The sequence below is a fragment of the Bacillus sp. URHA0034 genome (assembly GCF_056280405.1).
In genome coordinates, this window is sequence record NZ_JBWCDK010000001.1 from 115,841 (window position 1) to 136,786 (window position 20,946).

Consider the following 20,946-nt stretch of genomic DNA (forward strand, 5'->3'; position numbering starts at 1 on the left):
AGGCTTTTATTCAACCATTTGGAAAGATTGGACGAAAATAACTTATGACATCATTTTTTGTTGGAATTGGCTTTATTATTGTCGGATTTGGTTTAAGCTCACTTAGTTATTATGAAGTTAAAGATGGTTTAAAATTTCTATTTGAAGAGAGAAGTAAGATAAACAAGATAGCCTTTTTCTTTACCATATTTGAATATGTGACAGGAATATTTATGGTTGGAATACTACTTATGTTGTTAGGAATAGTTGTTATTGTTTTTTCATTTTTATGAAATTTACTTGTTGACAAAATTAAACAGTTGCCATTCTTGGTGGCCTTTTTCTTATTGAGAAAAGCTGCTTTCGATACAACCATCCTCCTTGCGCTTAAAGGGTGATTGTTATAGAAGGATTTTGTTCTTTTTAATAGAACTAATTAGAGGAACAATATTGACCAGATACATTTGTAATTCTTTGAGGTTGAAGATCCGGCTATTATTGCCGGATTTTTTGGTTTCAACTTAAGGATACGTTATTGGCTAATTAAAACTTTTTAAATACATAAGTAAAACTTTTGTTATAGATAAACGTCTAAACATGGAAAGTTCTTTAAAGAGGGGGATGGAAGTGTCGGATAATAGGAGTATAGAAATCTTAAAATGGTACGAGGATTTCAATGAACCCATTTTTAAGTTTATTTTTATGATGATTCAAGATTACCAGCAGGCAGAAGATTTAAGACACGAGACTTTTTTAAAGGCGTATGTTCACTATGGGTCATATAGGGGAAAATCCACTCCAAAAACCTGGCTATTTAGTATAGCTCATAACTTAACAATTGATTTTATCCGAAAACGCAAGCCATTATTGCTGATTAAAGAGGCATTTTTGTTCAAGAAGGATTCCAATCCGTTACCTGAAGAGTTGATTCAAATTAAGGAAAGTTCATATGAACTTTATAAAGCATTAGGGGCGATTAAAGATTCATATAGGGAAGTTATTATTTTAAGGAAAATCAAAGAATTTTCTATTGAAGAAACGGCAGAAATATTGGGCTGGTCTGAAAGTAAGGTAAAGTCAACACTTCATAGAGCTATCCCTGCATTAGAAAAGCTATTGATACAGGAGGGGTTTTTGCTTGAGAAAACAATATAAAACTAATACTTTGGTTGCTGATCTATCTAATTTAGAGAAAGATATAGTATGGAAAGACTCCCAAAATGACGAATTGAAAAATAAATTATTATCAGATATAAACAAACTTTCCTTCAGGTCAAAAATCGCTAAAATAATGGGGTTACCTGTAAGGATATGTGTAGTGGCTGCTGTTATTTTCATAGCATTTGTAATGGTTAAACAGGAAGATTTCAATGTAGGCCATTCTTCAAACGGTTCTATCCCTAATAAAATCAACTCATCAGAGCAGCAAATCCAAAATAAAGATGTATCGGTTACTTTCACTAGAGAAGAACAAGACTTAGTCGAAAGAGTAAACGGCAATAAGGACCTCTTTTTATCAGAAGAAGCGGTTATCCCGCCTGATGTATTGATTCCTTCAGTTATAGGGGAACCAAAGATTAACGTAACTAAAGAAAATAATCGTGTCCTCGTGAGTGTAACTTACCCTGTAAAAGGAGATAAATTCCTAACCATTGATACGGCTATTAATAAACAGGGTTCTGAGAAGCTTGCATACGATTCATTAGTAAAGAAGTACTCTGATTTTAGAACTTTGTTAACTATTGGAAGTCATCAAGCCATTCTTGTTAAATCTCCCGAAGTTGATGGGGCTCCTAAGTTAATAGTGGTAAGTAATGAATTTCTCTATTATATCTCAGGTGGAGAAAGTAGTGATGATCTCATTAAAGTAGCTGATATGATTCATTTTACTAAGAAGTAATGTGACTAACTTTAAAACTGGCACAGGGGTTGGACTAACTGGTTGGATGTCTATTTTTGATAAAAACCAATTATATATATGCTGGAGCTAAAGATTAGATAAGTAATATTATTTATTAAGCCTACTGAATGCGATTACTGGAAATGAGTAATCGCATTTTCTTCTTAAACTTTCTCTTGTGGCTTATTTTGAAGCTGAACAGGAAAAAAAGATAACTAAGTGCATGATGAGATAGACCGGTGATTATTGGTATAATTGTGCTTTTGTCTGCTTAAAGTAAGTTGCCATTCAGCTAAATAACAAGTGCAATAGTAAGGATTTTAAATTGTCTTTCTAGATGCTATTATACTATCTAAAATCCAGGAGGATGAACTATGGACACGATACCTAAGCACAGCTAAAGTTGTAGATGGAGGTCGCTGCGACGGCCTCTTTTCTTGTTGAGCTAATGGGGTGGATAGTAGAAGAAGGATAAGTGTTCAAGGCTAACGAATTATTAATGTATTACACATTTTTAAGGAGTAATTTTACAGTGATAAATGAAGAAAAAATAATTGAGCTTATTACAGAAGATATATGGATGATGGACATTTTAAAAGCTGCAAAATCATTGAAGCTGCCTGATTGGTGGGTTTGTGCTGGTTTTGTTCGTTCAAAAATATGGGATACCTTACATAATTTCAGTGAAAGAACTCCACTCCAAGATATAGATGTAATTTTTTTTGACCCCACTAATGAATTTGAGGAAAAGAAACTTGAGGTAAAGCTTAAAACCCTTATGCCTTTCATCCCTTGGTCAGTAAAGAATGAAGCAAGAATGCATATAAAAAGTAATTTCCCTCCTTATTCTTCTTCCGTTGATGCTATTTCTAAGTTTCCAGAAACTGCAACAGCTTTAGGGGTAAAATTGGAGGATACAGATAATGTGATATTAACAGCCCCTTGTGGAATTAGTGATGTTGTTAATCTTGAGGTAAAGCCCACTCATTTTTTTACAATGACTAATGAACGGAAAGAGATTTACGAAAACCGAGTTACAAAAAAGAATTGGGAATCCATTTGGAATAATTTAAAAGTGTATCATGTCAATAATCCTTATTAAGCTAACTGGGTACTGAGTTAAAGAAATTGGATTGCTGCGGCGATCCTTTTTTCTTGTGGTACTAACTGGCAGGATAGTTGAAGAATAAAGGCGAATTTTTAATAATAAAACGTTAAAAGGGAGGGAAAGCATTGAGGAAATCCAAAATTGATTCTTGGACTGATGAATGGGAAAAATCATACAGCCAAGAAGAGGAAAAATTGAAAGAAGTTTTTAAGGATGAATTAGTTGATATTTTCCACATTGGAAGTACCTCTATACCAACAATAGGTTTCGCAAAGCCGATAATAGATATTTTAATTGTAGTAAGGAATATTGAGAACGTTGATTTATACAATAGCCAAATGTCGACATTGGCGTATGAACCGAAAGGCGAGAATGGGATTGCTGGGAGAAGATATTTTACAAAAGGTAAGGATAATAGAACACATCACGTACATATTTTTCAAGTTGGAAGCGAGTTTATAAAAATTCATTTGGATTTTAAAGAATTCTTGATAAAGAATCCTATAGAAGCTAAAAAGTACGGAGAGTTAAAAATAAACTTGGCAAAACAGTTTCCTGACGACCATTATAAGTATCAAGAGGTAAAGCAGCAATTTGTTAATAATTTAGTTAAAAGGGCGAAAGAATGGGCTTCCCAAAGGGGATTTCTTTTTTAAGTATCGAGTTGCTTATGTTGAAAAAGGGAGAGTTGCGGCGATTCCTTTTGTTCTTCAACTAAAGGGGTATAAGATTGGCTAATGAAACAAACTTATCTGGTTTAGCAAGATTAGAAATAATAAAGATTTATTCAAGAATTATTTAATGCAATATGCTAAAAAGGAAGCATACTTAGCAATCGCTGAACAAAATTCTCTTATATATGGTTTTGGAGTTCTTAAATTAAATGGTACTACTCTTCCAAAATTAAGTGATCTTTATGTAAAAGAGGATTATCGAGGTAAAGGTATAGGTTCAGGTTTAATAAGGTATAGAGAAAAACTTGCAAAGGATTTAGGATATTCTGAGATATTTGTGAGTGTTGACCCAATAGAAAAACCTAAGATGATAAAATTAATTGGCAAGCTAGGGTACGAACCTATTTCAGAACCATATTTGAAAAAAGCTATTTTTTTTAAAGATGGTGGTACGACTTATAACAAAACTTATACAAGAATTGATTTAAGGAAGTTATTGAACTAACGGTTGCATTACTGGAACAACCGTAATGCTTTTTCTTATTAAAGTAACGTGGCAGGTTACCTCAAGAAGGAAAATTTTCTGTGAAGCGAAATTACTATAAAAATACGGCTGCCTAATGGTGGCTTTTTCTTTTAGAACTTTTTAGAAAAAAATTACGAAAAAATGAACCATTTACTATCCTTGGGGGAATAAGTAGGTAGATAAAGGAGGTTGGGACGTGACGGAACATGAAGAACTTATCAAAGCTCAATCAGGGAATCATCATGCATTCAATTCACTATTGAAACCCTATATCCCTTCAGCATATCAGGTAGCGTATATGCTTCTAAGGGAAAGAGCCGGAGCAGATGATGCGGTTCAGGAAGCACTAATTCGTACATATAAATCCATACATCGATTTAATCCTGAAATTGCATCGTTTAAAACCTGGTTCCATCAAATTTTGCTGCATGTAATTTGGAAAATAGCAAAGTGAAAACGATTCTTTTATCCGTGGAAGGATATTTTAGACAAGTCCAGGGATTGGCAGCCGGAACACATTTATCTTCAGGAGGAAAACCAAAAGGAGTTATATCAGTGTATTCATAAACTTTCATTGAAACATCAGACCGTTATCATTTTATACTACATGCAGGATTTATCTATCTCGGAAATCGCTTCGATACTTACCGTTAGTGAGGGAACAGTTAAATCACGACTTCATCACGCGAGAGGCGAGCTTAAGAAACAATTACTGTCATCATCACATGGAGATCTATCTCTAAAGGAGGGATGGACATGGAACAAGAATTAAAAGACACATTGAAATTCGTTCAACGTCAAATCCGGTTTCCAGAAGAAATAAATATTGAAAGCATCTTAAAAAAGAAAAAACGGTTTAATTCGAAACAGGCGGTCATATTTGTAGTTTTAACTGTTCTTTTCTTGCTGTTGGTTCCGAATGTTACACCAAGCTGGGCTGGGCTTAAGCTCTTTGGGACAAGCGACCAACCCACTCATCTTTATTCAGAATACCTTGTTCACGATGCTCATTACTATATACCTACAGTTGAGAGAGTATCCAAAGAGCAATTAGCTTCAAAACTAGGCACAATCTCCCGTATTGGGGATTGGGAGTTTTTACGGGAAGGCGATACTACACAATATCCTCCAGACTCCAACTATTATTCCATTAAGGATAAATCACCAGATAAATATATTGCAGTTGAAATACTGGGAGGTACTGCGAGGAAGCGGACTATCGAGTATTATCAGGTTCTAAAACGGGCAAAATTAGTGGAAAAACCGGATGTAAAGTCTATTTTCGGCGGAAAGAATGATCCAACGGAGGTTCAGGCGGCTTATCAAAACATCCGCAAAGTAGTACCGTTTTTAGGAATACTACAGTCTCCTGAGTTAAAGAGAACCTCTATTGTTTTACGTAACGACGGTTCTCGCTATCATGTAAAACTTGAGTACCGACCTACACCCGAAAGCAGCATGGGGCAAACAGTCACAATACCAGGTGATGACCATATCACTGAAAAATTTATCTGGATACAAGAATATCCTGAAGGATATCAAGACGGGATTATTAAAGGAAACCATGTTGATTATAATGGTGATTTTCAGTATGATCCAAACCATAAATTCGGAGAATTTATTTCCAATGGCTTGAAATGGATTCAATACAGCCATACTTATGAGCATGCTCCATATGATCCTTTATTTTCTACAAAGGTAAACGGGGTCATTTACGAGATGTCTAGCCAAGGGTGTACCGTAGAAGAAATCAAAAAAATATTAGAAACATTTGAACAAGCACCCAAAAGGTAATAGTATATTCTAGCTTACTGTTAAAACAGAAGAGGATTTAGAATGGTCGTCAAAGGACGACCTTTTTTATGAGAAATTCACTAGTTGTTCTTTATTAGATTGTGAAGTATCGAACTTAAACTATCGCAGCAGGTTTGTTGAAGAGGCAAATAAAAAGAAAGTATATTATCTTGAAGGGAATTAAGAAAATGGACAGTAAAGAGTTTAGGGAAATAATGACTGATTTACTTGTTAAAAAGATGGGATTTAAGAGGAAAAATAATGATTACTATCTTGAAAAAGAAGAAGTAATCGCAGTTATTCAGTTTCAAAAATCAGGTTATGATAATTACACCTATTACATTAACTACGGGTTCATATTTAAAGAAATTGCAGAAAAACCTATTAAAGTATCATACAAACATTGGCATACTAATTGGAGATTATATGTAAAGACAAATGGTAAAGAACTTCCATCCATAAATATTGAGAATTTAGATACAAATTTTCTCATATCATTTGAAAATGAAGTAAAGAAGGAGATACTGTCCTACCTAACAGTAGATGGAGTTAAGAGAAAAATTAAAAGTAATTCAATCTTTATATATGGGTTATATGTCAAAGCACAAGAATTTTTAGAAATTAAACGAGACTCTTAGCTAGAATTATTACACTTAAGCTAAAGGGTGCTATGTCGGGATGGCTGTTGTGATTCCCTTTTTTATTGTGCTAACGAAGCAGGTCAGTGCAATAAGGGATAACAAATTCGTTTGATTTCCATTGATGATACCTTTATAAAAGTTATAATCGTTTTAGAAATGATGAACTACTTAGGGAGAGGTATTAGAAATGGATAGATACTGGTTAATTTTTATTCCGTATTTAATAATTCAGTTTGTTGTTTCTCAAATTATAAAATCAAGGATAAAAAGGAAAGAGAAAAAGTTCATCAAAAAATTCATACTAATTGATACAGTTAGTGGATTACTTGGTGGTATTGTTTTATCCATCGCAGTACAAGCAACAATAGTACAATCTTTACTGGTCATAATTATCAGTATTCTTTTTATGTATTTCTCTACATCTTCAATGTACAGGATGCGTAAATCTTTTGGAGTAAATGATGAGGATGATGAATTAAAATCTAATTAAATGATTCTTTTTCAGCTAGCTAGTCAGAATAGTTCAATAACTATGTAATCTAGTAATTTGATGAATATACTTAGAGGTGATTATATTGAATGCAACGCCAGCTATAATAATTGGATTACTATTGGTAGCTTATTCTCTTTTTATGAGAAAAAAGAAATAAGCAAGATTGTGATGAAATGTACTTAAAGTAACTGGTGCGATTGTTCAATAAGGGCAGTCGTTTCTTTCTTATTTTGCTAAAGGGGCAGTTAGTTGAAAAAGGTGAATTTCCCCAAGTTACAAAAAACATTATCGTAAGGTATAATTAAGCTATTAATTAAGGTATCGCTATTAATAGGGTGGGATAATGGATTTATTGGGTGCAATGGCTGTTTTGATTGGCTTTATAGCGTTATATGGTGGATTCTCCTATAATAAAAAAAGACACGAAGATGATGGTTTATATGCTTCTGGAGCTGATTCAATCATCGGTGCCATCATCACTTTATTCGCTGTCTTCTTATTGAGACTGTTGCCATATCAGATTACCAAAACATTGTTATTTATTTTTGCCCTTTTTTGTTTTTGTTTTAGTGTTTATGCTTTTACCCACTTACACTAATGGGTACTTGAGTAAGATATTGGGATGGCTGCGGCGATCCTTTTTTTATTGCACAAACGGGGCAGTTCGTTAAATTAGTAAATATTTGCCAATAAACATTTTTTACCTTTTTTGAGATAATCATAATAGTTAAAATTATCAAATGAGGTTATATAATATGAAACTTACTTTAGCATCAAATGAAGAAATTAATTTTCTTCATTCAAAATTCAAGAAATTTAATGTTCATTTTCTCGAAGAACCAAATACATTGTTCGATTATATTGGTATTATGGATGTATTTAATCGTGCCCTTACCTTTCAAGAAGCAGTTGACCTACTTCGCTATCCTGAACACAATTTAAAGTATGGAGAGAGATTTTATAAGGCTTTTAATTTGCTTTATAATATTGAATGTGGAAATGTTTATGTAAACATTTATAAAAGGGTTAGTAAGCAATATTTAAGGTATATATTAAGTCAATTGAGTAAATATGAGGCGAATGTGTTTAGGAAATTATTCTCCACTAAAAAGGGGATTTATAAAATTGGGGATTTAGAAAGTCTTATGTTTTTAACAAAGTTATCAGTAAATGAGATATTTTTCGTTAATTTCTTCTTTCCATCTCTTGAAACAGTGATAATCGGCTATCACGAACTCTGCTTTTCTATTTATTCTAAATCTGAAATAGGTTATACAAAATGTAGGGAGATTATTGAACAAAATGACTTATTTATTAGGTAGTTTTAATAAAAAACGTCGTTTTGTCCCCTACAACAGAACCCGTTTTGTTTTGCGTAGCCCCTTTTTTATTATGAAGGATAATTTGTGAAGAAATGTACTTAAGCTAATGGAGGGAAGAGTTAAATAACGGTTACTGATTCGGTAACCATTATCCACTAACGGGGAGTTAAACTTAATAACCACTGTAATATACTAGTCTAAAGAAACTCCATTAAGGAGGTACTCATTATATTATGGATCAATTAAAGATTGGATCTTGGACTATTGAAGTTGATATTAACAAGACAAAAGCCTACTACGCTAAACAACCCTTAATAACGAAAAATTGGGACTCTGTTTTTGAAGAAAATTACGTTCTAGCCTGTGAAACGTTTTCTAAAGAAGTCAAAGATTTTTTTAATACTCTTGGCATAGACCCTCGTAAACAAGGTGAAGTAAATGAATATGCAGAGAATGAAGATGGTTCTCATATTTATGGTGGTTTTTATTTTATTGTAGGAAAGATAATAAGCGGACCCGATTTTTGGGTACAGACTGAGGAAGGTTCAATGCCGAACTTTGAAACAATTAACGGTATCCAAATAGCATTTACTGATAATCTGGCAATGCCCCCAGATGAGGATTTACCAAAACCCTTGGTTCAATTAGAATTCCAGTTAAATGTACCTTGGTTATTAAACTAAGGTGGTGCAAGAGTTGAAGATTCAGCTGCCGTTCGGTGGCTTTTCTTATTGATCTAACTAGGCAGATATATACAGTATGATTTTTGACCCTATTCATCGTAAATAACGAAACAAAAACGGCCTCTTTTCTAACTTTGTTTACAGTTCTGGTTATTTTTGCAAGGTTACTTGTATGGGCTGTTTTGAGAATTCTATTTCATTATCCTTTCTGAAGTAAGGGTCCTTAACTTCAAAAAGCCAAGGAGGTAAAAATATGGCATTAGAATGCTTTTTTTATGATGTAAATGATAATATAATTGACAATTTTACTATGTCAGAATCTTTACACGAAGCAATTTTTAATAATCACAATAAATATTTTCGTAGCTATATTTACCTTAGAAGGCTTATTAATTACTATGGTGATGCAAAATTTAAGGGCAATGAAGTTAATAGTCTTATCGAAGACCTAAAACTTTATCTACCATATATAAATAAGGACTATCACGATAAAATTTATTTGTTAATTAAAAAACTTTCAGACCCTAGAGTAGTCAGAGTTGGTTTTTATGGGGATTAAAAGTTGTATTTATAACAAACAATGCTTCTTCAACTTCTGGCTGCCAAAATTGGCAGCTTTTTATGAATAGTTTAGGTTAAGAGTAATTGGAGAAAATAAATTCAAAAAGAACCTTTTTTTATTTATGATTAATACTTTAGATTGATTATAGAAGGAGTTTTCAGGTGGATATTCTCTTCGATATAAAGGATAAAGTAAAGGACCTGCCAGAACATGAAGTAAGGGCTTACTTGCAATTTATTTTATACAGGATTGCATTGTTGGAAGATAAAGAGAATTCTTCAGTTGAGTTGGCAAAAGATCTTAAAGAAATTTCAATGAAATTCTATATCCAAAAGTTACAGACCCAGACCCATTTGGAAAAAGTAATTACAAAAAAATCCATATACAATTTGGATATCCATATTTAAGACAAACATTAAAAGAATTAAACATCCTTGAAAAAGAGTTTATTATAGCTTTCCACGAAAATTTCTCTATTGCTCCTATATCCAGTTTAGATACCGAAAAGGGACAAACAGATAGATTTGATTGGTTAAAAAACAACTTATCTAATGAATATGAAGTTGAATTTTATAAAGAAAGTTTACCGAAAGTCATTTTTCAAGTATTATCAATCCCTGAGGATCTTCCAATTTACATATGGGTATCAGAAAATGCAAATGAACAAACAGCACTTCTTTAACAGGGATTTAAATTAAGGGATTCTTATTAAGCTAATTATTGCAATGACACATATTTTGAGCTACATGTATTATTTGATTGCCCTCTTACAGAGTTTTTAATAATAGCAGAAAATGTAGAAATTGAACAATTATGATAATCTTCAACTAACTGGGTGCTTGAGCAAAAGAAGGAGTTGCGGCAGCAGCTCTTTTTTCTTGTTGAGCTAAAGTGGCAGATTAGCGTAATAAGGGCATAACCAAAAAGGAAGAATAATTCAGAGGTGAATTATGAAACGGTTATGTTTTTTAGTAATAATATTAATTTCATTTTTTTCGTTGAAAATAGTTAAAGTACAAGCAGAATCGAAATATCTCTATAACGAAAACAACTCACTAGACATTACTACAATGGAATATAGTTCAAAAAAAATACCATCGAAATTTAATGGATTTAGGATAGTACATTTGTCAGATTTGCATAGTAAGGAATTTGGAGAAAATCAAAAGGTTATATGCCAAAAAATAAAATTGTTAAAACCAGATCTAATCGTATTTACGGGGGATTTAGTTGATCAAAAGGATTATGACGAAGGAACAAGTCTATGGTTAATGAGGGAGATAAATAAAATTGCACCAGTTTATTTTGTGACTGGAAATCACGAATGGTGGTCAAGAAAGTTTAATCCACTTCAAAAAAAATTAACAACTCTTGGTGTTAAGGTGTTAAGAAATAGCTCGGAAAAGGTTCATATTGGTGATGATAATATTTATATAATCGGCATAGATGACCCAGCTATAAAAAATGGTGATGAGAAATAAACTTGTTAGAGCTGAATTACAAGATGCATTAAATAGTATGGAAAATCAAGGAGGCTTTAAGATACTGTTATCTCATCGACCTGAATTGTTTCCGATATACACACAATTAAAACTTGATTTAATTTTTTCAGGACACGCCCACGGAGGACAAATTCAGTTACCCTTAATTGGAGGATTAATCGCTCCTAATCAGGGGTATTTTCCTCAGTATTCTTCTGGAAAGTACAAAAATCGAAATTCAACAATGGTCGTTAACAGAGGGCTAGGAAATAGCATATTTCCTCAGAGGCTATTCAATCATCCTGAGATAATTGTTTTAAAACTATCCCATTTGGACAATTAAAAGAAGAACATCTTATTGGTAAATAAGTCAGAACAAAAGATTGTGAAACAATGTACTTACACTAACGGGTGCTTATGTTTAAGAACCATCTGCCATTGGGCAGTTTTTTTATTGTACTAAAGTGATAGTATAGTTGAAGAAGGACAATCCAATTAATTAAGGTGAATAAAAGTAACATATTGTAAATTATGGTAAAATATAAATAGTTGTACAAGCTATTTAGAACTTGATTAGGAGGATTTTTCATTGAAAAAACTCACTAAATTTGCAGCGATTTGTTTTAGAGGTGCTTTTACGTTGCCATTTGTTATCAATATTATAGGTTTAAACAAAGCCGAGGCATTCTCTCAACCTCCCTTAGCAATTAAAAAGGTAGTTCCCGTATCTTCTACTGAAGTAGGTTCTATTAAAGTGATTGTACCAGTTGAAGAACAAAATAGGATAGAAAACTCAAAGGCAGCTTTTTCCGTATCGTCTACTGAAGTAGGTTCTATTACGGTAGTTGTACCAGCTGAAGAACAAAATAGGATAGAAAACTCATCGGCTTTAATATCAGGCTTTGTACCGATGGACCAGACTTCTTTTTTAAAAAGATAAAGTAAATAAGAATTATACATTGTCATAATCTTGCTCAACATACGGGTGCATTACTGGAACACGGTAATGCTTTTTTTTATTGAAGTAACTGGCAGGTTAGTGCAAAAAGGAACACTTGAAAATGTGTTATATTTTGATTAATTGTTTGGTTATTGGAGTGTTCATATTTATGAAAATAATTTGCCAAAAGTGTAATGTAGAAATCTCTAAACAAGTTACGGAATTGGATGATTTATCATTAATTAACGAAAATGATGGGGAAGCCTACATACCTGAAGGTTTTTTTATAGTCGCTGAAGATGAAGAAGCTATTGGAACAAAAGGCACAATTATTATTAATTTGAAGGATTTAATTAATTCAAGCTATCACTCAGATCAAAGCAGACTAAATGGTTGTTGTGGTTATGACGGCTTAGATGGTTTAAACAGGGTTTGCGTAAATAACCACAAAATAGGAACCGAAAATTCAGACTGCTGGATGCCACATTTTATAGCATTAGAACCGTATTTAGTTAAATTGGTTAAATAATTTAAGAATGTCTTGTTGTGCTAACGGGTGCGAGAGTATAAATAAATTGTCGCTGCGGCGACTCGTGCATCTTAATAAAACAGGAGTTGGGGAATATGGCTGAATATACAAAGGAAATTAGAGAACTTATAGGGAGTAGACCATTAATTTTGGTTGGTTCAACTATCATTGTTATGAATGATAAAAAAGAGATATTATTTCAACAGCGTTCTGACACAAAGGAATGGGGGTTGCCTGGTGGAGCAATGGAAATTGGTGAAAGTTTAGAGCAAACAGCTGAACGTGAGCTTTTTGAAGAGACGGGGTTAAAAGCAAAGAGTTTTAAGTTCATTGATGTTTTGTCAGGAAGCAATCTTTATTATAAATATCCTAACGGTGATGAAGTGTATAACGTTATTTGTGTTTACTTAGCAGAAGATACAAGTGGTGAGTTAGCTATGAATGACGGTGAAAGTTTGGATTTAAAATATTTCTCCATAAATGAATTACCATCCAAACTTGATGAAAGAGTAAATATAATTATTGAAAAACATTTTATTTAGGATTTGATTTTCGATTGCAATTCATTAAACGAGGAATCGCCATTTTGGTTCCCGTTTAATGAAGCAGAATGTGAAGTAGTGTACTTAAAGTAACGGGGGCGATTCTTCAATAACGAAGGATCGCTTTTTCCTTATTGAAGTAACGGGCAGGTTAGTGGAAGAAGGATTTGACTATATCTTGGCGAATTTTTCATTTATCCTATTAGATGAAGTGATTGTAAAATGAAATATCAACAAAAGGATTTCGATGAAAAACTAGAAGGAAAAATTAAAAATATCGAAGTGGCTTTAAAAGACTATATCGAAAAATTGTTAAGCCAAAATAAATCTGTTTTTGCTAAGAAAAAATTAGTTTTTGATGCAGGCTTCGATAAAGTTGGCAATGACCCTTTTAAGCCTGGATACAGTTCCTCTATTTCGATAGGGATTTCTGACAAAAACGATGAACTTATTGATGTACATATAATTAAAATATGGGAATGCGAACGTTCCTTATTTGGTATGCCGATTTCAAAAAACATTCCTGGAAGCAAGATAATCGGTGAACTGCTTGATGAATCAGTGGAAGAAATAAAAGAGGAAGTAAAGGAATATATTGAGGAAGTATTACAAGATGTAAATTAACATTTTACTTCAGCTAACGGGTACAAGAGTTTTAGGCGGAGCGTACCAACTGCGGTCCTTTTTTTCTTATTAAACTACCATGAAAATTAACTTCTGCGAGATCCAAAAAATGGCAATACTTAAATAGACGCAGCTCATTCATTTTTTTAAAAAGGGGAGGAGCGTCTGATCCATGGTGTATATGTACTTGATTAATGAATTAGGAAGCTTCTGTTATTGTAACCGAATAGCCTAAGTTTTCTAGTCTTCGAACTGAATGGCTTACAATAGATGCCTGTCTCTTTTTATCAAAGTAGTCTTCGGCCCTAAGTCTACATACATTTCTTTTCTAGTTAACAGGTAATATGCGATTCGTAATATCGCATGTGCAACTACAATTGCTGCTCTTTTGTTGCCTTTTCGTCCAGCTGTTCTTCGATACAATGCACCAAGATAGTTTTTTGACCCCTGACTGATTGAGCTGCTTCAGTTAATGCTGATCTTAAATACTTATTTCCCTTTTTGGATTTAGTCGATTTTCTTTTCCCTGCACTTTCATTATGTCCAGGTACGAGAGCTGCCCATGAACAAAGATGTGCCGCAGTTGGAAATTGGTTTTTAACATCAGTACCGATTTCAGCTAAAATTTGTTCAGCCATTCTTCTGGCGATTCCAGGAATTGAATCCAGTCTTTCAATATCTTCTTCATAAGAGGTAACTCGTTCAGCTATCTCTTGATCTAGCATTTCGATTTGCTCAGTTAAAATCAATGTGAGGTAAAATCGTTTGAGCATTAATCGTTGATGTGGATTTACATAGCCTTTAAGTGCTAATTCAAGTTCCTCTTTTTTCTTTTTCATTGTACGACGAGCAAGGTTTGCTAGCTTTTCAGGATCATCTTCGCCATCTGCAATAGCTCGAAGCATATCCTTTGCTGAAACCCCCATAATATCAGAAACAACAGAACCTAGTTTGATATTGGCTCCTTCTAAAACCTTTTGAATCCGATTATGTTGTCTTGCTCGTTCTTCAATAATACTACGGCGATAGCGAACTAGTTCTCGCAATTCTCTTTGAGTCCGATTTGGAATGAAACTCGTTTTCTGTAAACCATGGCGAAGAAGTTGTGCAATCCATTCGGCATCTTTAACGTCGGTCTTGCGACCTGGGAGTGCCTTCATGTGTTGGGCGTTTACAACTAGAAACTCAATCCCTTCAGATTCTAGTAGGTTGACAATAGGTTTCCAATAAACACTCGTGCTTTCCATTGCGACATGGGTACAACCACGTTCTTTAACCCAGTCGATTAACTTGAGTAGAAACACTGTTTTAGTAGAAAACGTTTGAATCTCCTTTCCATCAGGTGTCATAATACACGCAGTGATATTATCCTTATGAACATCCATTCCACATGCTCTTTCAATGATTACATCCATTGAAATTCTTCCTTTCTAGACTTGTAAATTGGAGGCTGGTGCAACAATCAGAATAAGGATTAATCTACCATGAGTGCTTCCCGTAAGGGAGCGACAGTTTGTGATGCACCGTGGTCGTTGGAGTCAGACTAAAGGATGGGCTCTATGGCACCATAGTTCATCGACCTTCCTCTCCAGCCTTAGAACAAGTATGGACAGATTCAATACATTTTCATTCTTTGTGGTGAAGAGCTGTTTTTTAGCGATTCATGGATGCTAACGAGTAGCTTTACGTCCAAAAGAACAATCTAAGGATACTTCAATGTCGTCTATTTTTGTTCAAATGCGATAGAAAATATATACAAAAAAACCCATCCTTTTTCAATAGATGGGTTGAGGGGATTGCCGAGTTCCTTGGGGTTTTAGGTTTCTTGGTTCATTTTCATTATGCAAAAAGATTTTAAAAAGATTCTTTTTAATTATTAAAAAAATGTAAAAGAAACGTAAATAATTCCATGAAGAATAGCTTATGATATTGCGATGAATTATACTAGTTCCAAAAATTAAAAAATTATTCATAAGGTTACCTCTCTAAGAGGGTAATTGTTCTGCTCTAGATATTTGACATGTTGTGGATTTCCGACTACCATGCCAAGAAAATTAACAGCTCTGGCTAAATGAAATTGTTGTGTAACATCCACACCGAAATCGAGATGATCTTACTGGTGATGTTTAAGGAATAAGGAAATGATAAAATTAAACAAAAAGGTGTAGATATTAAAATAAAATTTCCAAAATGAAAATTTCGCCATAGGAATTTTAACATATAATATAATTTATGAAATATTAAAGAAATGGAGGATATCTATATGCTAAGATGTGCCTGGTGTATGAAAAAAATAAGTGATACCAAGCCGGTATTTGGGTTAAGTGTTAAATTTGTTGAAGGAATAGATTACACTGAAAGTGAGGGGAAAATAATTCAAATAGGTCTCCGTACACGGAACACTAATGTTCCGATGATTGTCACCGCTTCAAATTCAGAAGCAAAATTACAAGGAACTGATGGGATATTTGCTATTTGTAGTGAGAATTGCGGAAAGAAAATGAAGGACACTTTAAACAAGGAATTAGAAATGTTTAAAGAATATAAAGATATTCATCTACAGTAATATTATAATTCATCACTAAAAATGTCTGTTTATACTAAAAGGAATATTAATGGGTTTTGTTAAACAAGAGTAAATAAAACATTGATGTTAAGGAATTAATTTTACTTTTTGCTTTATATTAAAGGGCTTTTTATATCTGTAATTTCTTGGCCTAACAAAGCAAAACTTATATTGTTTACAACCGTACCAAAACCAATATGTGAAGAACATTGAGAGACCATTTGTTTATTGAAGGACATATCAATACGGAACTGCTGGGTCTCGAGATTGGTAGAAGGAAATGCAAAATATTTAGTTTAAGCTGCTACGCAGAGATATAATATAAAATCTTTATATTTTACAAAAAGGATTAGTTTTGAAGGAATAATAGGATAGATATCGAATAATTTAAAATAGCCCCTGTACTAACAATAAAAAATAACTTAATCCAAACATTTAACAAGAATATGAGCAGGATGTTTAGGAAAATATATAAATTATCAGTTATTTTGGAGGAAGTATGACCGTAATAAAACCAAAAGTATTTATTGGATCTTCAAGAGAATCCATTGATTATGTGACCGCTATCCAAGAGGAACTTTCGCATTATGCCCAGGTAACTCCTTGGTCTGCCGGAGCTTTTCTTGCACTAGAATATCCAATGGAAAGCCTAGAAAGACAATTGGAAGAAAATGATTTTGCTGTCTTTGTATTTTCTCCTGATGACATCTTAAATATTCGGGGCAAAACAACTTTTACTATGAGAGACAATACATTGTTTGAAATGGGCTTATTTTGGGGAAGGTTAAAAAGAGGTCGCATTTTTTATATCGTTGCAAATAAGACACCCCAAAATGATGAAGTAGAAGGTTTTCGTCTTCCTTCCGATATAGAAGGACTAACTGTTCTAAAGTATGAAATTCGTACCGATGGTAACTTTAATGCTGCTGTTAATGTTGCTTGTGGCGCCATTAAGAGGAAAATTAACCAATTAGGGGTTTATCAAGATCCTGCAAAACTGTTGACGGAAGCAGAAATAAAAACAGAAAAAGATTATGCCATTATCCGTTTATTACGTAAATTATCTAAGCGACTTTTAACTGACCCATCTAAGCGGTATGAATACTTATATGAAGCTGTTTGGAATGCTTACCAAGTACCGCGAACGTATTCTGTTGAAGGAGTAGGTATATGGAAGAGAGAGGGCAACGATGGTTTGAGGCAGATAGCGGGTAACGAAGGCCAAGGGAAATTTTACGAATTTAATGTAAATGATAATAAAGAAGCCGGGGAAAGAATTATTGTAATTGATTGTTTATTAAATAGTGAGGAATTGGTTTTGTTTAAAAATAAAACTAGTTTTGATAACACGTATGTTCTGTGCTATCCTATAGATAATCAATTGGTAATCACAGTTGCAATAACCGGCAGAGTTGAATTGTCTGAAAATGATTTCGATCAATTTTTCTTAGATAATCACGATTTATTAGATACCATAAATAATCTTTTTGGAGGTGTTTCTACATGAGTAGATTAGTTCGTGGAAAAAGCACAATTTTATCAAGAGACTCTAAGCCTATTTCGGAATCTTATAAAATTGGAGAAGCTGTTTCAGGAGTAAGAGCAGTGGTGCTCTCCAAAGGAAAAGAAGAGCAAGGAAGAGTAGTTTACAAACGCAAAGCTGATTATAGAGAAGATCCATTTAGAAAGAGAGCTTAAAAGAGGGGGGAGAACTGTACCCCATAATATGGACAGTTTAATAAAAGGGCTTACGCAGCTAACAGGTGACCCCGGTATTGTACCGAGGTCATCTTATTTAATCCCCACTGGTAACGTAGTTATTGTACTCTTCTATATAATCAACCACTTTCTGCCTTAGTTCTCCAAAACTACTACATTCTTCGAAAATGTGCAAGACCTTACTATTAAGTATTAATTGGATATGGACCACCTTCGTGATATTAACCAATTTGATCTTTTGAAATGGCAAAGGCTATACACACAAAATAAACAGAATCATCCTCTAGACCTATTATATGGTCTTGAAAAAATGCTAGAGCAGGCTATTTTAAGATAAAAGAGGCTAAGGAGATTTTATTATTGGACCCTCTCTGCAAATTTAAGAGTCTGGAGGTTATAATATGGGATCTAAGATAAAGGTAGGATTTTTCGACAAAGGTTTAATTAAGGATTACTTGGCCTTTTTATCAATTATTAGTGTTATATTTTCATTTGTTTCAATTGCGATTAATATCCCCGATAACTACAAATCAGCAACCGTTGTGACAATAATTATTATTATTCTACTGATTTATATTGTCTTTTGGATTAGGGCCAATATTATGGATAAAATGGAACTCACCATCAATAATTCAACCGTAGAAATAAAAGTTGCGGACATTTTCACAGAACCAGGATTAAAGGTTATCGCTTTTAATGAATACTTTGACACCCAAGTGGATAATAAAATTATCTCCGAGCAAACACTAAATGGAATGTACATAAAAAGAAAAGTACCAGATGTCGGAGCTTTGGATCAATTGATCGAACAAGATGAACATTTGAATGATAATAAAATTGATTTTAATCAAGGTAGACGGCAAGGGAAAAAGGTAGTATATAAGCTCGGCACTATATTTCACAATGACGAAGATTTTTTACTGACCGCTTTTTCAAAATTTGACCAGAATAATAAAGCCTTTTTGCAAATGAATGATTATGTGAACTTTTTATTGAATTTTTGGAATGAAGTAGACATTGTGTATAACGGGAGACCGATTTCGATTCCATTATTGGGTTCTGGCATGACAAGGTTTAAACAATACGAGATGATTACCGACCAAGAGTTGCTTGAATTATTAATATGGTCGTTTAAGGTTAGCAAAATCAAATTCACTTATCCTTCTAAGGTGTCCATCGTTATTCACGAGTCGAAAAAGGATAAAATCAATTTTTATAAATTAAAGGAGCTAGTTTGATGGCATACAGAAGCGGGGCATATGTTGCATTTGACGGCAACGGAACAACTGATCCAACTAAGGGTGACATGAAATATTATGGCCTCTTACAGAGTTGGAATGCTTCGAATAAATTCTATTTACAATTCAGCGATAGTCATAAAAAGACGTATCAAGTGAAGGATACTAGTTTAAAAAGAAGTTACAGGCAAGACTATTAGATCGAATGAGAAACTCCAAAAACATGTTATTAATAATATCGGATGATACGAATTGGGACCGAGGGATGTTGAATTTCGAGATTGAAAAAGCGGACGATTATTATGAAATTCCCATTATTGTCGCTTATGCGGGGTTTGACTATTTTGACCCCCGGTGCCTTAGCTCATAAGTGGTCAAAAGCACTTTATGAAAGAATTACGAATAATACGGCAACATGTATTCATATACCATTTCGACAAAAATGCATCAGTGCTGCGGTTTCACAATTTAGTGTAAATAATAAGATTAACCAATTGACTTCACCTCTTAGTCACTATAGTGAAAGAGCTTATATTAATTGGGGATATAAATAGTATTCTCTTCATTTATGTAGAGGGATTCTCTTCATCGGACAGTTCAATATTTTCGTTTGAAGGGAAGGCTTTTGAATAAATTCAACTATTCGTATAATCTCTCTTTTACGAATAGTTGATTAGCGATAGAAACATCTGTTATAATAAAAGAAAAAACATGGAGGTTTTTGGGTATTGAGTACAAATATGGAACAAGTCATTATTGATGTATTAACTAAGAGCCTCTCCCCTTTTCTTATCGTTTTATTCGGATCAATTGCCAAAGGAACTTCCCATAATGAAAGTGATATTGATATTGCATATCTTAGTGATAAAAAAGGTTTAGATAGATATGAAATCTTTATGATATCACAAGAACTAGCAGCTAAGCTTGGCCGGGACGTTGATCTTATAGACCTTAATCAAGGAAGTACGGTGTTCCAGGCACAGATTATACATACTGGAAAGGTGATCTACTGTATAGATGATCAAAAAAGGCAACAATTTGAACTAAAAACCCTGAAAATGTATACAAAGTTGAACGAAGAGCGTTTTCCTGTATTGAAAAGAATTGATGAAAGCGGGGCTGTGTATGAAAAATGATATTATATTGAACAAGGTAAGTATTATTGAACGTTGCATTAAGCGAATTCATGAAGAGTATGATAGTAATCCAAGCAATTTACAAAATTTCACAAAACAAGATTCTATTATTCTTAACCTTCAGAGAGCATGTGAAGCTAGTATTGATCTTGCGATGCATATTGTAGCAGAGAAAAAATTAGGGCTTCCCCAAAATAGTCGTGATGCCTTTTCATTAATAGAAGAACACGGTATTATACCCTCTTCACTCTCCAAGAAGATGAAGGCCATGATTGGCTTTCGAAATATAGCAGTTCATGATTATCAAGAAATTAACTTAACAATTTTACAAAAGATACTTGAAGATCACTTAGTGGACTTTATGCAGTTCACTAAAACCATAATTTTATATTAGTGAGTAACCATAATAAAATTATGTAAACTACTATTCGTAAGAATTGTATTATACGAACATTTGTTCTATAATGAAAGTATAATATATTTTACTGA

27 protein-coding genes and 3 pseudogenes are annotated in these 20,946 nt (G+C 33.4%); 29 read left to right on the plus strand and 1 reads right to left on the minus strand.

Annotated elements, in window-relative coordinates; all coding sequences use genetic code 11:
• The first annotated feature begins 44 nt into the window (after positions 1-44).
• From ACZ9EE_RS00705 to ACZ9EE_RS00805, 21 genes and pseudogenes are all read left to right on the plus strand, one after another.
• On the plus strand, positions 45-272 hold the full coding sequence (locus tag ACZ9EE_RS00705) for a hypothetical protein (protein ID WP_476024771.1): 228 nt from the start codon (positions 45-47) through the stop codon (positions 270-272).
• 328 nt (positions 273-600) lie between these two features.
• Entirely contained in the window at positions 601-1,134 is a 534-nt protein-coding gene (locus ACZ9EE_RS00710) for an RNA polymerase sigma factor (RefSeq protein ID WP_476025043.1), read from the plus strand.
• Positions 1,118-1,879: a hypothetical protein gene (locus ACZ9EE_RS00715; RefSeq protein ID WP_476024772.1), complete on the plus strand. Its 762-nt coding sequence runs from the start codon at positions 1,118-1,120 to the stop codon at positions 1,877-1,879. Before ACZ9EE_RS00710 ends, ACZ9EE_RS00715 begins: the two co-directional genes overlap by 17 nt.
• A 499-nt stretch (positions 1,880-2,378) precedes the next feature.
• Positions 2,379-2,981 carry a nucleotidyltransferase family protein gene (locus ACZ9EE_RS00720; RefSeq protein WP_476025044.1) on the plus strand — a complete coding sequence of 201 codons (603 nt, stop codon included), beginning with the start codon at positions 2,379-2,381 and terminating at the stop codon, positions 2,979-2,981.
• A 131-nt stretch (positions 2,982-3,112) separates the two neighbouring features.
• The gene (locus ACZ9EE_RS00725) at positions 3,113-3,643 is read left to right on the plus strand and encodes a GrpB family protein (protein WP_476024773.1); all 531 of its coding nucleotides are present in this window, start codon (positions 3,113-3,115) and stop codon (positions 3,641-3,643) included.
• Positions 3,644-3,788: 145 nt separating this feature from the next.
• Complete coding sequence (locus ACZ9EE_RS00730; RefSeq protein ID WP_476024774.1) at positions 3,789-4,166, plus strand: GNAT family N-acetyltransferase; 378 nt, start codon at positions 3,789-3,791, stop codon at positions 4,164-4,166.
• Between the two features lie 217 nt (positions 4,167-4,383).
• A pseudogene (locus ACZ9EE_RS00735) lies at positions 4,384-4,959 on the plus strand (RNA polymerase sigma factor).
• Positions 4,944-5,981 (plus strand): hypothetical protein, encoded by a 1,038-nt coding sequence (locus tag ACZ9EE_RS00740; protein WP_476024775.1) that lies wholly within the window; start codon positions 4,944-4,946, stop codon positions 5,979-5,981. Before ACZ9EE_RS00735 ends, ACZ9EE_RS00740 begins: the two are co-directional and overlap by 16 nt.
• 137 nt (positions 5,982-6,118) lie before the next feature.
• Positions 6,119-6,619 carry a DUF4304 domain-containing protein gene (locus ACZ9EE_RS00745; RefSeq protein WP_476024776.1) on the plus strand — a complete coding sequence of 167 codons (501 nt, stop codon included), beginning with the start codon at positions 6,119-6,121 and terminating at the stop codon, positions 6,617-6,619.
• 190 nt (positions 6,620-6,809) lie between these two features.
• Complete coding sequence (locus ACZ9EE_RS00750; RefSeq protein ID WP_476024777.1) at positions 6,810-7,112, plus strand: hypothetical protein; 303 nt, start codon at positions 6,810-6,812, stop codon at positions 7,110-7,112.
• Between the two features lie 346 nt (positions 7,113-7,458).
• On the plus strand, positions 7,459-7,713 hold the full coding sequence (locus tag ACZ9EE_RS00755; protein ID WP_476024778.1) for a hypothetical protein: 255 nt from the start codon (positions 7,459-7,461) through the stop codon (positions 7,711-7,713).
• 157 nt (positions 7,714-7,870) lie between these two features.
• A complete protein-coding gene (locus tag ACZ9EE_RS00760; protein ID WP_476024779.1) occupies positions 7,871-8,437 on the plus strand; it encodes a hypothetical protein in 567 nt (188 codons plus the stop codon).
• 233 nt (positions 8,438-8,670) lie between these two features.
• Entirely contained in the window at positions 8,671-9,120 is a 450-nt protein-coding gene (locus ACZ9EE_RS00765) for a hypothetical protein (protein ID WP_476024780.1), read from the plus strand.
• Between the two features lie 253 nt (positions 9,121-9,373).
• Positions 9,374-9,679: a hypothetical protein gene (locus tag ACZ9EE_RS00770; protein ID WP_476024781.1), complete on the plus strand. Its 306-nt coding sequence runs from the start codon at positions 9,374-9,376 to the stop codon at positions 9,677-9,679.
• A gap of 164 nt (positions 9,680-9,843) precedes the next feature.
• Positions 9,844-10,089, plus strand: coding sequence for a hypothetical protein (locus ACZ9EE_RS00775; RefSeq protein ID WP_476024782.1), 246 nt, complete (start codon positions 9,844-9,846; stop codon positions 10,087-10,089).
• A gap of 44 nt (positions 10,090-10,133) precedes the next feature.
• Positions 10,134-10,364, plus strand: coding sequence for a DUF1835 domain-containing protein (locus ACZ9EE_RS00780; RefSeq protein ID WP_476025045.1), 231 nt, complete (start codon positions 10,134-10,136; stop codon positions 10,362-10,364).
• A 268-nt stretch (positions 10,365-10,632) separates the two neighbouring features.
• Positions 10,633-11,506 (plus strand): annotated as a pseudogene (locus ACZ9EE_RS00785) (metallophosphoesterase).
• 246 nt (positions 11,507-11,752) lie between these two features.
• Positions 11,753-12,103: a hypothetical protein gene (locus ACZ9EE_RS00790; protein WP_476024783.1), complete on the plus strand. Its 351-nt coding sequence runs from the start codon at positions 11,753-11,755 to the stop codon at positions 12,101-12,103.
• 169 nt (positions 12,104-12,272) lie between these two features.
• On the plus strand, positions 12,273-12,632 hold the full coding sequence (locus ACZ9EE_RS00795; protein WP_476024784.1) for a hypothetical protein: 360 nt from the start codon (positions 12,273-12,275) through the stop codon (positions 12,630-12,632).
• A gap of 95 nt (positions 12,633-12,727) precedes the next feature.
• A complete protein-coding gene (locus ACZ9EE_RS00800) occupies positions 12,728-13,174 on the plus strand; it encodes an NUDIX hydrolase (protein WP_476024785.1) in 447 nt (148 codons plus the stop codon).
• A gap of 222 nt (positions 13,175-13,396) precedes the next feature.
• Positions 13,397-13,798 carry a hypothetical protein gene (locus tag ACZ9EE_RS00805; RefSeq protein WP_476024786.1) on the plus strand — a complete coding sequence of 134 codons (402 nt, stop codon included), beginning with the start codon at positions 13,397-13,399 and terminating at the stop codon, positions 13,796-13,798.
• A 199-nt stretch (positions 13,799-13,997) separates the two neighbouring features.
• Here the strand turns inward: ACZ9EE_RS00805 and ACZ9EE_RS00810 are convergent.
• A pseudogene (locus ACZ9EE_RS00810) lies at positions 13,998-15,213 on the minus strand (IS110 family RNA-guided transposase).
• An 869-nt stretch (positions 15,214-16,082) separates the two neighbouring features.
• Here ACZ9EE_RS00810 and ACZ9EE_RS00815 point away from each other — a divergent pair.
• From ACZ9EE_RS00815 to hepT, 8 genes are all read left to right on the plus strand, one after another.
• A complete protein-coding gene (locus ACZ9EE_RS00815; protein WP_476024787.1) occupies positions 16,083-16,364 on the plus strand; it encodes a hypothetical protein in 282 nt (93 codons plus the stop codon).
• A gap of 499 nt (positions 16,365-16,863) precedes the next feature.
• On the plus strand, positions 16,864-17,871 hold the full coding sequence (locus ACZ9EE_RS00820) for a TIR domain-containing protein (RefSeq protein WP_476024788.1): 1,008 nt from the start codon (positions 16,864-16,866) through the stop codon (positions 17,869-17,871).
• Positions 17,868-18,062: a hypothetical protein gene (locus ACZ9EE_RS00825; RefSeq protein WP_476024789.1), complete on the plus strand. Its 195-nt coding sequence runs from the start codon at positions 17,868-17,870 to the stop codon at positions 18,060-18,062. The genes ACZ9EE_RS00820 and ACZ9EE_RS00825 overlap by 4 nt, the downstream gene beginning before the upstream one ends.
• Before the next feature lie 422 nt (positions 18,063-18,484).
• Positions 18,485-19,321, plus strand: a complete 837-nt coding sequence (locus ACZ9EE_RS00830; protein WP_476024790.1) for a macro domain-containing protein — start codon at positions 18,485-18,487, stop codon at positions 19,319-19,321.
• Positions 19,321-19,521 (plus strand): hypothetical protein, encoded by a 201-nt coding sequence (locus tag ACZ9EE_RS00835; protein WP_476024791.1) that lies wholly within the window; start codon positions 19,321-19,323, stop codon positions 19,519-19,521. Before ACZ9EE_RS00830 ends, ACZ9EE_RS00835 begins: the two co-directional genes overlap by 1 nt.
• Positions 19,522-19,544: 23 nt before the next feature.
• Positions 19,545-19,691, plus strand: coding sequence for a hypothetical protein (locus ACZ9EE_RS00840; protein ID WP_476024792.1), 147 nt, complete (start codon positions 19,545-19,547; stop codon positions 19,689-19,691).
• Between the two features lie 370 nt (positions 19,692-20,061).
• Positions 20,062-20,457: a type VII toxin-antitoxin system MntA family adenylyltransferase antitoxin gene (gene mntA, locus ACZ9EE_RS00845; RefSeq protein WP_476025046.1), complete on the plus strand. Its 396-nt coding sequence runs from the start codon at positions 20,062-20,064 to the stop codon at positions 20,455-20,457.
• Positions 20,447-20,851 (plus strand): type VII toxin-antitoxin system HepT family RNase toxin, encoded by a 405-nt coding sequence (gene hepT / locus ACZ9EE_RS00850; protein ID WP_476024793.1) that lies wholly within the window; start codon positions 20,447-20,449, stop codon positions 20,849-20,851. The genes mntA and hepT overlap by 11 nt, the downstream gene beginning before the upstream one ends.
• Positions 20,852-20,946 lie beyond the last annotated feature (95 nt).

What these genes read in the sequence shown, in the direction of transcription:
- ACZ9EE_RS00705 (WP_476024771.1), top strand. Translation starts at nt 45, where the DNA reads ATGACATCATTTTTTGTTGGAATTGGCTTTATTATTGTCGGATTTGGT.
- ACZ9EE_RS00710 (WP_476025043.1), top strand. Translation starts at nt 601, where the DNA reads ATGGAAGTGTCGGATAATAGGAGTATAGAAATCTTAAAATGGTACGAG.
- ACZ9EE_RS00720 (WP_476025044.1), top strand. Translation starts at nt 2,379, where the DNA reads ATGTATTACACATTTTTAAGGAGTAATTTTACAGTGATAAATGAAGAA.
- ACZ9EE_RS00730 (WP_476024774.1), top strand. Translation starts at nt 3,789, where the DNA reads ATGCAATATGCTAAAAAGGAAGCATACTTAGCAATCGCTGAACAAAAT.
- ACZ9EE_RS00740 (WP_476024775.1), top strand. Translation starts at nt 4,944, where the DNA reads ATGGAACAAGAATTAAAAGACACATTGAAATTCGTTCAACGTCAAATC.
- ACZ9EE_RS00750 (WP_476024777.1), top strand. Translation starts at nt 6,810, where the DNA reads ATGGATAGATACTGGTTAATTTTTATTCCGTATTTAATAATTCAGTTT.
- ACZ9EE_RS00755 (WP_476024778.1), top strand. Translation starts at nt 7,459, where the DNA reads ATGGATTTATTGGGTGCAATGGCTGTTTTGATTGGCTTTATAGCGTTA.
- ACZ9EE_RS00760 (WP_476024779.1), top strand. Translation starts at nt 7,871, where the DNA reads ATGAAACTTACTTTAGCATCAAATGAAGAAATTAATTTTCTTCATTCA.
- ACZ9EE_RS00765 (WP_476024780.1), top strand. Translation starts at nt 8,671, where the DNA reads ATGGATCAATTAAAGATTGGATCTTGGACTATTGAAGTTGATATTAAC.
- ACZ9EE_RS00770 (WP_476024781.1), top strand. Translation starts at nt 9,374, where the DNA reads ATGGCATTAGAATGCTTTTTTTATGATGTAAATGATAATATAATTGAC.
- ACZ9EE_RS00795 (WP_476024784.1), top strand. Translation starts at nt 12,273, where the DNA reads ATGAAAATAATTTGCCAAAAGTGTAATGTAGAAATCTCTAAACAAGTT.
- ACZ9EE_RS00800 (WP_476024785.1), top strand. Translation starts at nt 12,728, where the DNA reads ATGGCTGAATATACAAAGGAAATTAGAGAACTTATAGGGAGTAGACCA.
- ACZ9EE_RS00805 (WP_476024786.1), top strand. Translation starts at nt 13,397, where the DNA reads ATGAAATATCAACAAAAGGATTTCGATGAAAAACTAGAAGGAAAAATT.
- ACZ9EE_RS00815 (WP_476024787.1), top strand. Translation starts at nt 16,083, where the DNA reads ATGAAAAAAATAAGTGATACCAAGCCGGTATTTGGGTTAAGTGTTAAA.
- ACZ9EE_RS00820 (WP_476024788.1), top strand. Translation starts at nt 16,864, where the DNA reads ATGACCGTAATAAAACCAAAAGTATTTATTGGATCTTCAAGAGAATCC.
- ACZ9EE_RS00825 (WP_476024789.1), top strand. Translation starts at nt 17,868, where the DNA reads ATGAGTAGATTAGTTCGTGGAAAAAGCACAATTTTATCAAGAGACTCT.
- ACZ9EE_RS00830 (WP_476024790.1), top strand. Translation starts at nt 18,485, where the DNA reads ATGGGATCTAAGATAAAGGTAGGATTTTTCGACAAAGGTTTAATTAAG.
- ACZ9EE_RS00835 (WP_476024791.1), top strand. Translation starts at nt 19,321, where the DNA reads ATGGCATACAGAAGCGGGGCATATGTTGCATTTGACGGCAACGGAACA.
- ACZ9EE_RS00840 (WP_476024792.1), top strand. Translation starts at nt 19,545, where the DNA reads ATGTTATTAATAATATCGGATGATACGAATTGGGACCGAGGGATGTTG.
- mntA (WP_476025046.1), top strand. Translation starts at nt 20,062, where the DNA reads ATGGAACAAGTCATTATTGATGTATTAACTAAGAGCCTCTCCCCTTTT.
- hepT (WP_476024793.1), top strand. Translation starts at nt 20,447, where the DNA reads ATGAAAAATGATATTATATTGAACAAGGTAAGTATTATTGAACGTTGC.